We start from the raw sequence: 11,907 nt of genomic DNA, 5'->3' as shown, positions 1-11,907 counted from the left end.
ACAAGATGTCTTCAGCTGTTGCTGCCTCCCCCTTTTCGGTCAAGGACTTCCTCAAGAGCTTCATGCTCGCGGAACTGTTCAAGGGCATGGTCCTGACCGGACGCTACGCGTTCCGCCGCAAGATCACCGTCCAGTTCCCCGAGGAAAAGACGCCGTTGTCGCCGCGTTTTCGTGGCCTGCATGCGCTGCGCCGCTACGAAAACGGCGAAGAGCGCTGCATCGCGTGCAAGTTATGCGAAGCCGTGTGCCCGGCAGTGGCGATCACCATCGAGTCCGAGGTGCGTGACGACGGTTCGCGCCGCACCACGCGCTACGACATCGACCTGACCAAATGCATCTTCTGCGGTTTCTGCGAAGAGAGCTGCCCGGTCGACTCGATCGTCGAAACGCACATTCTGGAGTACCACGGCGAAAAGCGCGGTGACTTGTACTTCACCAAGGAAATGCTGCTCGCCGTCGGCGACCGCTACGAACCAGAAATCGCGGCAGCCAAGGCGGCCGACGCGAAGTACCGTTAACGGCAGACGCACCCAAAGAAAAATTCCATGGACGTCAAGACTGGTTTCTTCTATCTGTTCTCGCTCGTGCTGCTGTTCGCAGCCTTCCGGGTCATCACCGCGCGCAATCCCGTGCACGCGGTGCTCTATCTCATGCTCGCGTTTTCGCAGGCGTCGGCGGTGTGGCTGCTGCTGCAGGCCGAGTTCCTGGCGATCGTGCTCGTGCTCGTCTACCTCGGGGCGGTGATGGTGCTGTTCCTGTTCGTCGTGATGATGCTGGACCTCGACATGTCGGGTCTGCGGCAGGGGTTCTGGAAACACTTTCCGCTGGCGGCGCTGGTCGGCGTGGTGATCGCGCTCGAAATGGCCTACGTGCTGATGGGCGGCTTTCGCGAAACGCCGGTCGCTGCCGTGGCCAAGGACGTCCTGGCGCAGGGCTCGAACACCAAGGCGCTGGGCATCCTGCTCTACACCGAGTACCTCTATCCGGTCCAGATTGCGGCCGTGATCCTGGTGGTCGCCATGATTGCCGCCATTGCGCTGACCCTGCGCGAGCGCAAGGACACCAAGTTCGTCAACGTGCAGGACCAGGTCCATGTGAAGGCGCGCGATCGCCTGCGGGTCCTGAAGGTCGATGTCACCAAACCCGCCTTGCCGCCGGTGCCGCCTGAAGCCGCCGCCCAACCTGCCGCCCCCGTGGAGAAGAAGGCATGACACTGACCCTTCCTCATTACCTGTCGCTCGGAGCGATGCTGTTTGCGCTCTCGGTGATCGGCATCTTTCTGAACCGCAAGAACCTCATCGTGCTGTTGATGTGCATCGAACTGATGCTGCTTGCGGTCAACATGAACTTCGTTGCGTTCTCGCACTACCTCGGCGACATGCACGGGCAAGTGTTCGTGTTCTTCATCCTGACCGTCGCCGCGGCGGAGTCGGCCATCGGTCTCGCTTTGCTGGTGCTCCTGTTCCGAAACAAGTCGAGCATCGATGTCGACGAACTCAACTCGCTCAAGGGCTAAGAAGACTGCACCATGAGCGCAACCCTTTCTGCATCCACTCTCCTGGCGGTCCCGATGGCGCCGCTGGTCGGTTCGGTATTGGCCGGCCTGTTCGGCACGAAGTTCGGCGGCAACCACATCGGCCGCAAAGTCACGCATTCGCTGACCATCCTGGGCGTGTTGATCGCCTTCGTCATTTCCGCGATGACGCTGCGCAGCGTCATCGTCGACGGTGCCCGCTTCAACGCGACGCTGTACGAGTGGATGGTCGTCGGCGGCCTCAAGATGGAGGTCGGCTTCCTGGTCGACGGCCTCACCGCCATGATGATGTGCGTGGTGACCTTCGTGTCGCTGATGGTTCACATCTACACCATCGGCTACATGGAAGAAGACGAGGGCTACAACCGGTTCTTCGCCTACATCTCGCTGTTCACCTTCTCGATGCTGATGCTCGTCATGAGCAACAACATGCTCCAGCTGTTCTTCGGCTGGGAGGCGGTGGGTCTGGTGTCCTACTTGCTGATCGGCTTCTGGTTCAACAAGCCGACCGCCGTGTTCGCCAACATGAAGGCCTTCCTGGTCAACCGCGTGGGCGACTTCGGCTTCATTCTCGGCATCGGCCTGATCGCGGCGTATGCCGGCACGCTGAACTATGGCGAGGCTTTCGCCAAGGCAGACGACCTGGCCAAGCTGACCTTCCCGGGCACCGGCTGGATGCTCATCACCGTGGTCTGCATCTGCCTGTTCATCGGCGCCATGGGCAAGAGCGCGCAGTTCCCGCTGCATGTGTGGCTGCCCGATTCCATGGAAGGTCCGACGCCGATCTCGGCGCTGATCCACGCGGCGACCATGGTGACGGCCGGCATCTTCATGGTGGCGCGCATGTCGCCGCTGTTCGAACTGAGTGACACCGCGTTGAGCTTCATTCTCGTGATTGGCGCCATCACCGCGCTGTTCATGGGCTTCCTCGGGATCATCCAGAACGACATCAAGCGCGTGATTGCGTATTCGACGCTTTCGCAGCTCGGCTACATGACGGTCGCGCTCGGCGCATCGGCCTATTCGGTCGCGGTGTTCCACCTGATGACGCATGCGTTCTTCAAGGCGCTGCTGTTCCTTGGTGCCGGCTCGGTGATCATTGGCATGCATCACAACCAGGACATCCGCTGGATGGGCGGTGTGCGCAAGTACATGCCGATCACCTGGATCACCTTCGTGATCGGGTCGCTCGCGTTGATCGGCACGCCGTTCTTCGCCGGCTTCTACTCCAAGGACAGCATCATCGAAGCCGTCCACGAAAGTCATTTGTGGGGCGCGGGCTTCGCCTACTTCGCGGTGCTTGCCGGCGTGTTCATCACGTCCTTCTATTCGTTCCGTCTGTATTTCCTGGTCTTCCATGGCAAGGAACGGTACGACCAGAATCCTGATGCGCATCACGACGACGCGCATGGCCACGACGATCATCATGGGCACGCGCACGATGCCAAGCCGCACGAGTCGCCGTGGGTCGTCTGGCTGCCGCTGGTGCTGCTGGCCATTCCTTCGGTGATGATCGGCTTCATCACGATCGAGCCGATGCTCTACGGCGGCTTCTTCAAGGACGCGATTTTCTTCAACCTGGAGAAGCATCCCGTCATGGAAGAGATGAGGGCGGCGTTCCACGGACCGGTCGCCATGGCGATCCACGGCCTGACCGCAGCGCCGTTCTGGCTGGCCTTGGCAGGCGTTGTGGCGTCGTATTACATGTACATGGTCAACCCTGCGCTGCCGACGGCGATCAAGCGTTCGTTCGGCCCGGTGTATCGCCTGCTCGAAAACAAGTACTACCTCGACTGGATCAACGAGAACATCATCGCGCGCGGCACGCGCGCGCTCGGCACCGGTCTGTGGAAGGGCGGCGACCAGGCCATCATCGATGGCGCGTTGGTCAACGGTTCCTGGAAGATCGTCGGCCGCATCGCCGGGGCAGTCCGTTGGCTGCAGTCCGGCTACATCTACCACTATGCGTTCGCGATGCTGCTCGGCATCTTCGTTCTCATGACGTACTTCGTCTGGTTCAACCGATAAGCCGCAGCGCTGGAGAAAAATAAAAATGGGTTTGTTGAGCCTTGCCATCTGGGTACCGATCGCATTCGGCGCCGTGTTGCTGGCGTTCGGCCGTGACGAGCATGCGAACGGAGTGCGCTGGATCGCACTGATCGGTTCGGTCGTGAGTTTCCTGGTCACCGTGCCGCTGTACATGCGCTTCCAGCTGGGCAGCGCGGCCATGCAGTTCGTCGAGAAGGCGAGCTGGATCGAACGCTTCCATGTCAACTACCACCTCGGCGTGGACGGCATTTCGCTCTGGCTGGTGCTGCTGACGTCGTTCATCACCGTGGTGGTGGTGATTTCGGCGTGGCAGGTGATCACCGAGCGAGTGAACCAGTACATGGGCGCGTTCCTGATCCTGTCGGGCTTGATGATCGGCGTGTTTTCCGCGATCGATGGCTTGCTGTTTTACGTGTTCTTCGAAGCCACGCTGATCCCGATGTACCTGATCATCGGCATCTGGGGCGGCCCGAACAAGATCTATGCGGCGTTCAAGTTCTTCCTGTACACCTTGCTCGGCTCGTTGCTGATGCTGGTCGCCTTGATCTACCTGTACAACAAGTCGGGCGGCAGCTTCGACATCCTGACGTGGCACCAGCTGCCGCTCACCGGCAGCGCGCAGACCTTCCTGTTCTTCGCGTTCTTCGCGGCCTTCGCCGTCAAGGTGCCGATGTGGCCGGTCCACACCTGGCTGCCTGACGTGCACGTCGAGGCGCCCACGGGTGGCTCGGCCGTGCTGGCGGCGATCATGCTGAAGCTCGGTGCCTACGGTTTCCTGCGCTTCTCGATGCCCATCGCGCCCGACGCATCGCACGAGTGGGCCTGGCTCATGATCGCGCTCTCGCTCGTCGCCGTCATCTACGTCGGCCTGGTGGCGTTGGTCCAGCAAGACATGAAAAAGCTGGTGGCGTATTCGTCGGTTGCCCACATGGGTTTCGTCACGCTCGGCTTTTTCATCTTCAATGAGCTCGGCGTGGCCGGCGGCATCGTTCAGATGATCGCCCACGGTTTCGTTTCCGCTGCGATGTTCCTGGGCATCGGCGTCCTGTACGACCGCGTGCATTCGCGCCAGATCGCCGACTACGGCGGCGTGGTGAACACCATGCCGAAGTTCGCGGCCTTCGCACTGCTGTTCGCCATGGCCAACTGCGGCTTGCCGGGCACCGCCGGTTTCGTGGGCGAATGGATGGTCATTCTGGGCGCGGTCAAGTTCAACTTCTGGGTGGGTTTCGGCGCGGCCACCGCGTTGATTTTCGGCGCGGCCTACACGCTGTGGATGTACAAGCGCGTCTACCTGGGACCGGTCGGCAACGACCACGTCAAAGTGCTCAAGGACATCAATGCCCGCGAGTTCTTGATGCTGTCGCTCCTGGCCATCGCCGTGCTGTGGATGGGCCTGTATCCGAAGCCTTTCACCGACGTGATGAACGCATCGGTGACCGACTTGCTGCGTCACGTCGCGATCTCCAAGATCCCGTCCTGAGCCCGAGCTGAACAAGAGAACGAGATGATTGACAAACTCAGCCTGGCAACGGTCTACCCTGAAATCGTGTTGCTGGTCATGGCCTGCATCATTGCGCTGGTCGACCTGTCCAACACCAGTCCCCGGCGCACGCGCACCTACGTGTTGACGCTGCTGACGCTCGCCGTCGTCGGTGTGCTCACCGGGCTCAACGCCGTGGAAGGCAAGACGGCTTACGGATTCGGCGGCATGGTCGTGAGCGACCCGATGGGCAACTGGCTCAAGTGTTTCGCCACCATCGCACTGATGGTGACGCTGGTCTACGGCCGGCCCTATGCGGGCGACCGCGACATGCTGCGTGGCGGCGAACTCTTCACCATCAGCATGTTCGCCTTGCTCGGCATGTTCGTGATGATCTCGGGCAGCAACTTTCTCCTGATCTACCTGGGCCTGGAGCTGCTCACGCTGTCGAGCTACGCGCTCGTGGCCTTGCGCCGTGACAACGCTGTGGCAAGCGAAGCCGCCATGAAGTACTTCGTGCTCGGCGCAATGGCGAGCGGCTTCCTGCTGTACGGCCTGTCGATGATGTACGGGGCCACCGGCTCGCTCGACATCAACGAGGTCTACAAGTCCATTTCGACCCACAAGGTCAATCACCAGGTGCTGGTGTTCGGATTGGTGTTCATCGTGGCCGGACTCGGCTTCAAGGTCGGCGCGGCCCCGTTTCACATGTGGGTGCCCGACGTGTACCAGGGCGCGCCCACGGCCGTGACGCTGTTGATCGGTGCGGCGCCCGAGCTTGCCGCGTTCGCGATCATCATTCGCCTGCTGGTCGAGGCGCTGGTGCCGCTCGCTTTCGACTGGCAACAGATGCTGGCGGTGCTGGCCATCGCCTCGCTGCTGGTCGGCAATCTGGCGGCCATCGCACAGACCAACCTGAAGCGCATGCTGGCCTACTCGACCATCGCACAGATGGGCTTCATGCTGCTGGGCTTGGTGGCCGGTGTGGTCAACGGCAACAGCTACAACGGTGCGTCGGCGTACAGCGCGTCGATGTTCTACATCGTCACCTACGTGCTCACGACGCTGGCCAGCTTCGGCATCATCCTGCTGCTGGCGCGCGAAGGTTTCGAGAGCGAAGAAATCGTCGATCTCGCCGGCCTCAACCAGCGCAGCCCGCTCTACGCCGGTGTCATGGCCATCGCGATGTTCTCGCTGGCCGGCTTGCCGCCGCTGGTTGGCTTCTACGCCAAGCTGGCCGTGCTGCAGGCGCTGATCGCCTCGGGGCAAGCCATCTACATCTACCTGGCGGTGTTCGCGGTGCTCATGTCGCTCATCGGCGCGTTCTACTACCTGCGCATCGTGAAGGTGATGTATTTCGACAAGCCGGTCACGGTCAGCACGGTGTCCGCGCCGCGCGACGTGCGCGTGGTGCTGACGCTGAATGGCGCGCTCATTCTCGGCCTCGGCATCCTGCCAGGCGGTCTCATGACCCTGTGCGCCAAGGCCATCGTGGCCACGCTCGCGACCTGATTCGCCAGAGCCGTGTCGCAATCCGCTTCGGTCTGGCTCGTGCTCTTGCTGGCCCTGGCCCTGGCCAACCTGCCATTCGTCAACGAGCGCGTGCTGGCTGTCATTCCTTACGGGACTGTGGCGATCAAACCGCTTTCGGTCCGGTTTGCCGAACTGGTCCTGTTCTATTTTGTGACGGGTGCGGTCGGCCTGCTCTTCGAGCGGCGCCTCGGGCAGATCGCGCCACAGGGATGGGAGTTTTACGCGGTCACGGCGACGCTGTTCATCGTGCTGGCCTTCCCGGGCTTCACCTGGCGCTACCTCCTGAAGCATCGGGCCCGGCATGTCTGACGCCCACCTGAAAGAGGACGCGATCGGCAGCGAGCTGCTCTTCAAGGGCAACTTCCTGCATGCCCAGCGCGACACGGTTCGACTTCCCGACGGCCATACCGCCACCCGCGAGTACGTGATCCATCCCGGCGCGGTCGTCGTGGTGCCCTTGCTTGATGATGGGCGCGTGGTGCTGGAGCGCCAGTTCCGCTATCCGATCGGGCACGTGATGATTGAATTCCCGGCCGGCAAGCTCGACGCCGGCGAGGCCCCGCGGGTGTGCGGCCAGCGCGAGCTGCTCGAAGAGACCGGCTACAGCGCGCGCGAGTGGGCGTATGCCGGCGTGATGCATCTGGCCGTCGCTTACTCCACAGAAATCATTCACCTCTACTTCGCGCGCGGGCTGTCGCTCGGCGAACGGCAACTCGACCAAGGCGAATTCCTCGACGTATTCACCGCCACGCGCGCCGAGCTGGCTGGCTGGTGCCGCGACGGCAGCGTCACCGATGCCAAGACGCTGACCTGCGCGCTGTGGCTTCAGAATGTCCTGTCAGGCGCATGGCCGCTCGACTGGCAGACCGCAGCGGGCGCCGACGGCCCTCGATAATCGGGCGCATGAAGGTCCTCAACCTCCAATGCGCACAGGCTCACGGCTTCGAGGGCTGGTTTGCGTCGAGCGACGCGTTCGACACCCAACTCGCCGGCGGACTCGTCGAATGCCCGATCTGCGGCGATACGACCATCACCAAGTTGCTGACCGCACCGCGCATCAACCTCGGCCACGCCAAGGCGCCTGAAGCCGGGGCTTCACGCGCGCTGGCTGCGCCTGCAACGCCGGAAGCGCGCTGGCTGCGCGCGGTGCGCGAGGTCATGGCCAACACCGAAAACGTCGGCGACCGCTTTGCCGACGAGGCCCGAAAGATGCACTACGGCGAAGCCGAGGAGCGCAGCATCCGCGGCGAGGCCACGCCCGAGCAGGCCGAAGCCCTGATCGACGAAGGCATCGCGGTGATGCCACTGGCCTTGCCGCCCGCGCTCAAGGAAACGCTGCAGTAATCGGGGGGTGAGAAAGAGCCGCAGAAGGGTGGCTTAGGCGGCGAACTGCAAGGCCGCCAGGCGCGCATACACGCCGCCCTGCGCCACCAGCGTCGCGTGCGTTCCCTGCTCGACGATGCCGCCGTGGTCCATCACGATGATGCGGTCGGCCTTTTGCACGGTGGCGAGCCGATGGGCAATGACGACGGTGGTGCGGCCCTGCATGGCCGTCTCCAGCGCCGCCTGCACCATGCGCTCGCTCTCGGCGTCCAGCGCACTCGTGGCTTCGTCCAGCAGCAGCAGCGGCGGGTTCTTGAGGATCGCGCGCGCAATCGCGATGCGCTGGCGCTGGCCGCCCGACAGCCGCACGCCGCGCTCGCCGAGAAAGGTGTCATAGCCCTCGGGCAACGCGCTCAGAAAGTCGTGGGCGTACGCGGCGCGGGCTGCCGCATGCACTTCGTCGGCGGTCGCTTCGGGGCGCCCATAACGAATGTTTTCGAACGCGCTCGACGAGAAGATGACCGCGTCTTGCGGCACCAGCCCGACGCGATGACGCAACGCCTCGAGCGCCAACGACGCGAGCGGCACGCCGTCGAGCAGCAACCGGCCTGATTGCGGATCGTAGTAGCGCAGCAGCAACTGGAAGACCGTGCTCTTGCCTGCACCGCTGGAGCCGACCAGTGCCACCGTTTCGCCGGGCGCCACCCGCAGCGTGAAGTCGCGCAGGGCCGGCGTGTCGGGCCGGGACGGATAGTGGAAGGTGATCGCCTCGAAAGCGATGGCGCTCCCCGCCGGCGGGACGGGCGCGGCGACCGGGTGCGACGGCGACACGATGGCCGACTGCGCGTGCAACAGTTCCATCAGTCGCTCGGTGGCGCCCGCGGCGCGCAACAAATCGCCGTACACCTCGCCGAGCACCGCCGCCGCGCTCGCCAGGATGATCACGTAGACCACCGTCTGGCCGAGATGGCCGGCCGTGATGTCGCCGTGCAGCACGGCTTGCGTGCCCTGGTACAGGCCCCACAAAAGCGCAGCCGAGGTCGCGATGATGATGAATGCCACCAGCACCGACCGCGCCTTGGTACGCCGCACGGCGGTACGGAACGCGGCATTGGTCGACGCATCGAAGCGGGTCGCCTCGCGACCTTCCGCGGTGTAGCTCTGCACGACCGGAATCGCGTTCAGCACCTCGGCGGCGATCGCGCTCGAATCGGCCACCCGGTCCTGGCTGGCGCGCGAGAGCTTGCGCACCCGACGGCCGAACCACATGCTCGGCAGCACGACCAGCACCAGGATGCCGAGCACCTGGACCATCACGTAGGGATTGGTCCACACCAGCATTGCCAGCGCGCCGACACCCATCACCGCGTTGCGCAAGCCCATGCTGAGAGACGATCCGACCACCGTCTGCACGAGTGTGGTGTCGGCGGTCAGGCGCGACAGCACCTCGCCGGTCTGCGTCGATTCGAAGAAGGCCGGGCTCTGCCGCAGCACCCGCGCATAGACCGCGTTGCGCAGATCGGCGGTCACGCGTTCGCCCAGCCAGCTCACCGTGTAGAAGCGCGCCGCCGAGAAGAGGCCGAGCGCCACCGCCACCGCGAACAATTCCAGGAAGTGGTTGCGCAGCGCCATCGTCTGCGCTCCCTTGTCGGTCGACACCAGGCCGCCATCGATCAGGCTGCGCAGCGCCATTGGGAAGACCAGCGTCGTGACCGCGGCCAGTACCAGAAACAGGGCGGCGAGCCCGATTTGAAGGCGATAGGGAGAAAGGAACGGGCCCAGCCCCGAAAGCGACTGGGGCGCGCCCTTGGCGGGCAACGACGATGGAGAAACGGGAATGGAGACGGGAGCGGAGACGGCCATGGCGTGATTCTATCGAACGGTTGCCCGCACAAAAGTCGCCTTGACAGTAATTGCCTTGGCAACTATTATTCGCGGCACCATGAATTCGAATGCGAGCCCCATGCCGTCTTCCGATCCCGGCGCGGGCTCCGAGGGCAGTGCCGTGCCGACCTTCTACAAGGCCGAGACCTACCGCTCGGAAGAGAGCGTCGGCTACCTCATGCGGCGCATTCTTACGGCCGTCAGCCAGTCGGTCGAGTCGAGCATGTGCGACCCCGGCAGCCCGACCTACCCGCAATGGATTCCGCTGCACAAGTTGCAAATGGGCACGGCCACGACGGTCGCCGAGCTGGCGCGCGAGTGCCTGCTCGACACCGGCGCCATGACGCGCCTGCTCGACCGTCTGGAAGCCAAGGGCCTTTGCCGTCGCGTGCGCTCGCTGTCCGACCGCCGCGTCGTGAACATCGAACTCACCGACGAAGGCCGGGTGGCCGCCGAACAGGTGCCGCACGTGCTCAGCCGCGTGCAGAACGAACATCTCGCCGGATTCAGCCATGCCGAGTGGGAGCAACTCAAGGGCTACCTGCGCCGCATCCTCGACAACGCACAGGCCCTCTCGGCCCGTGGAGAAAAAAATGAATCTTCGTCGTCTTCCTGAACCTGCCGGGCGCCGCGCGCCGCCGGTCGTTTTCACCGCGCTCGCACTGGTGTCGGCGCTGTTGCTGGCCGGCTGCGCAGACATGGCCGGCATCGCGTCACACGCCAGGTTGCGCGACGCCGATTCGCTGGGGCTCACCGCACCGACGGCACCGCTGAATCCGGCCGAGGGGGTCGATCCGCGCTGGTGGACCGCGTTCGGCGACGCGCAGCTCAACGGCCTCATCGACCAGGCGCTCGAAGGCAATCCGAACCTGCAAGTGACGCGCGCCCGCCTGGCCCGCGCGCAGGCGTCGGCCGACATCACGCGCGCAGCCGACAAGCCGCAGCTCACCGGCTCGCTCGACCTGACGCGCCAGCGGTTCAGCGAGAACTACATTTACCCGTCGCCGCTCGGCGGCTCCATCCAGGAAACCGGCACGCTGCAGCTCAACGGCAGTTGGGAGCTCGACTTCTTCGGCAAGAACCGCGCGGCGCTCGACACCGCCATTGGCGCCGCCAGTGCCGCCGCCGCCGACGAGCAGGCGGCCCGCGTGATGCTGGCGGCCAACATCGCGCGCGGTTATGTGCAGTGGGCGCGACTGGTCGACCAGCTGACGGTCGCGAAGCGCACGCTGGCCCAGCGCGATGAAACGCTGAAGCTGGTGCGCGACCGCGTGTCCGCCGGCCTCGACACCCGCCTCGAACTGCGCCAGAGCGAAGGCGGCCTGCCCGAAGCGCGCCAGCAGATCGAAGCGCTGAACGAGCAAATCGCCTTGGCGCAGCACGCACTCGATGCACTGGTCTCGAAGCCGAACGCGACCGCAGGGCTGACGCCGCCCGCGCTGGGCGCGATCCGGAACGTTGCGCTCCAGCCCAACATCCCGGCCGACCTGCTGGGTCGCCGGGCCGACATCGCCGCGGCACGTTTCCGCGTGGAGGCGGCGACCAGCGACGTCGCCAATGCGAAGACGCAGTTCTATCCCAACATCAATCTGGTGGCCTTCGCGGGGTACCAGGCGATCGGCTTCGGCACGCTGCTCAAGAGCGGTAGCCAGCAGTGGGGCGTCGGCCCCGCGATTCGTCTGCCGATCTTCGAAGGTGGCCGGCTGCGCGCCAACCTGCGCGGCAAGGCGGCCGACCAGGACGCCGCGATCGAAAGCTACAACGCCACCGTGATCGACGCGGTGCGCGACGTGGCCGACCAGGTCGCCAGCGCGCAATCGATCACCCGTCAGCAGGCCGAGCAGCGCAGCGCGCAAACGGCGGCCGAAGGCGCCTACGACATCGCCGTCCAGCGCTACAGCGCGGGCCTCGGCAACTACCTCAACGTGCTGACGGCCGAAACGACGGTGCTCGCGCAACGCCGCCAGGCCGTCGACCTCGCGGCCCGTGCGCTCGAAGTCCAGGTCGGCCTGGCGCGTGCGCTCGGTGGCGGCTACCAGGCGCCCGAGACGACCGCCGCCCTCGCACCGCCGGCGCAATGAATCTTTCGAGAGTGACCACA

Annotated in this window: 12 protein-coding genes; 11 read left to right on the top strand and 1 reads right to left on the bottom strand. The window is 64.4% G+C overall.

The genetic code is table 11. The features are described from left to right. Positions 1-5 precede the first annotated feature (5 nt). Genes nuoI through AX767_RS02375 form a run of 9 tightly spaced genes read left to right on the top strand, consistent with a single transcriptional unit; the run spans position 6 to position 7,943 of the window. Entirely contained in the window at positions 6-518 is a 513-nt protein-coding gene (nuoI, locus tag AX767_RS02415) for an NADH-quinone oxidoreductase subunit NuoI (protein ID WP_068628322.1), read from the top strand. A gap of 27 nt (positions 519-545) precedes the next feature. Continuing rightward, positions 546-1,211: an NADH-quinone oxidoreductase subunit J gene (locus AX767_RS02410; RefSeq protein WP_068628321.1), complete on the top strand. Its 666-nt coding sequence runs from the start codon at positions 546-548 to the stop codon at positions 1,209-1,211. Then, positions 1,208-1,516, top strand: coding sequence for an NADH-quinone oxidoreductase subunit NuoK (gene nuoK / locus AX767_RS02405; protein ID WP_068628320.1), 309 nt, complete (start codon positions 1,208-1,210; stop codon positions 1,514-1,516). Before AX767_RS02410 ends, nuoK begins: the two co-directional genes overlap by 4 nt. Before the next feature lie 12 nt (positions 1,517-1,528). After that, positions 1,529-3,562 carry an NADH-quinone oxidoreductase subunit L gene (nuoL, locus tag AX767_RS02400; RefSeq protein WP_068628319.1) on the top strand — a complete coding sequence of 678 codons (2,034 nt, stop codon included), beginning with the start codon at positions 1,529-1,531 and terminating at the stop codon, positions 3,560-3,562. Between the two features lie 25 nt (positions 3,563-3,587). Further along, positions 3,588-5,066 carry an NADH-quinone oxidoreductase subunit M gene (locus AX767_RS02395; RefSeq protein ID WP_068628318.1) on the top strand — a complete coding sequence of 493 codons (1,479 nt, stop codon included), beginning with the start codon at positions 3,588-3,590 and terminating at the stop codon, positions 5,064-5,066. A 24-nt stretch (positions 5,067-5,090) separates the two neighbouring features. Then, positions 5,091-6,578, top strand: coding sequence for an NADH-quinone oxidoreductase subunit NuoN (gene nuoN / locus AX767_RS02390; RefSeq protein WP_068628316.1), 1,488 nt, complete (start codon positions 5,091-5,093; stop codon positions 6,576-6,578). Positions 6,579-6,590: 12 nt separating this feature from the next. Then, complete coding sequence (locus AX767_RS02385) at positions 6,591-6,908, top strand: DUF2818 family protein (protein WP_068628314.1); 318 nt, start codon at positions 6,591-6,593, stop codon at positions 6,906-6,908. Further along, the gene (locus AX767_RS02380) at positions 6,901-7,494 is read left to right on the top strand and encodes an NUDIX domain-containing protein (protein ID WP_068628311.1); all 594 of its coding nucleotides are present in this window, start codon (positions 6,901-6,903) and stop codon (positions 7,492-7,494) included. The genes AX767_RS02385 and AX767_RS02380 overlap by 8 nt, the downstream gene beginning before the upstream one ends. Positions 7,495-7,502: 8 nt before the next feature. Further along, positions 7,503-7,943 (top strand): DUF1178 family protein, encoded by a 441-nt coding sequence (locus AX767_RS02375; RefSeq protein WP_068628309.1) that lies wholly within the window; start codon positions 7,503-7,505, stop codon positions 7,941-7,943. 33 nt (positions 7,944-7,976) lie between these two features. Here the strand turns inward: AX767_RS02375 and AX767_RS02370 are convergent, their stop codons facing one another. Then, complete coding sequence (locus AX767_RS02370; RefSeq protein ID WP_068628307.1) at positions 7,977-9,785, bottom strand: ABC transporter transmembrane domain-containing protein; 1,809 nt, start codon at positions 9,783-9,785, stop codon at positions 7,977-7,979. Between the two features lie 100 nt (positions 9,786-9,885). Here AX767_RS02370 and AX767_RS02365 point away from each other — a divergent pair, with 100 nt between their 5' ends. Both AX767_RS02365 and AX767_RS02360 read left to right on the top strand, forming a co-directional pair. Further along, positions 9,886-10,422 (top strand): MarR family winged helix-turn-helix transcriptional regulator, encoded by a 537-nt coding sequence (locus tag AX767_RS02365; protein ID WP_068633262.1) that lies wholly within the window; start codon positions 9,886-9,888, stop codon positions 10,420-10,422. Beyond that, a complete protein-coding gene (locus tag AX767_RS02360; RefSeq protein WP_068628305.1) occupies positions 10,400-11,887 on the top strand; it encodes an efflux transporter outer membrane subunit in 1,488 nt (495 codons plus the stop codon). The genes AX767_RS02365 and AX767_RS02360 overlap by 23 nt, the downstream gene beginning before the upstream one ends. Positions 11,888-11,907: the final 20 nt, after the last annotated feature.

Source organism: Variovorax sp. PAMC 28711 (assembly GCF_001577265.1).
Taxonomy (GTDB): domain Bacteria; phylum Pseudomonadota; class Gammaproteobacteria; order Burkholderiales; family Burkholderiaceae_C; genus Variovorax.
The sequence above is the reverse complement of the archived record's forward strand: the minus strand, read 5'-3'. Positions and strand labels throughout refer to the sequence as shown.

Bases quoted from the DNA above. Each gene is read 5' to 3' on its own strand.
- nuoI (WP_068628322.1), top strand. From the start codon at position 6: ATGTCTTCAGCTGTTGCTGCCTCCCCCTTTTCGGTCAAGGACTTCCTC.
- AX767_RS02410 (WP_068628321.1), top strand. From the start codon at position 546: ATGGACGTCAAGACTGGTTTCTTCTATCTGTTCTCGCTCGTGCTGCTG.
- nuoK (WP_068628320.1), top strand. From the start codon at position 1,208: ATGACACTGACCCTTCCTCATTACCTGTCGCTCGGAGCGATGCTGTTT.
- nuoL (WP_068628319.1), top strand. From the start codon at position 1,529: ATGAGCGCAACCCTTTCTGCATCCACTCTCCTGGCGGTCCCGATGGCG.
- AX767_RS02395 (WP_068628318.1), top strand. From the start codon at position 3,588: ATGGGTTTGTTGAGCCTTGCCATCTGGGTACCGATCGCATTCGGCGCC.
- nuoN (WP_068628316.1), top strand. From the start codon at position 5,091: ATGATTGACAAACTCAGCCTGGCAACGGTCTACCCTGAAATCGTGTTG.
- AX767_RS02380 (WP_068628311.1), top strand. From the start codon at position 6,901: ATGTCTGACGCCCACCTGAAAGAGGACGCGATCGGCAGCGAGCTGCTC.
- AX767_RS02375 (WP_068628309.1), top strand. From the start codon at position 7,503: ATGAAGGTCCTCAACCTCCAATGCGCACAGGCTCACGGCTTCGAGGGC.
- AX767_RS02370 (WP_068628307.1), bottom strand. From the start codon at position 9,785: ATGGCCGTCTCCGCTCCCGTCTCCATTCCCGTTTCTCCATCGTCGTTG.
- AX767_RS02365 (WP_068633262.1), top strand. From the start codon at position 9,886: ATGCCGTCTTCCGATCCCGGCGCGGGCTCCGAGGGCAGTGCCGTGCCG.
- AX767_RS02360 (WP_068628305.1), top strand. From the start codon at position 10,400: ATGAATCTTCGTCGTCTTCCTGAACCTGCCGGGCGCCGCGCGCCGCCG.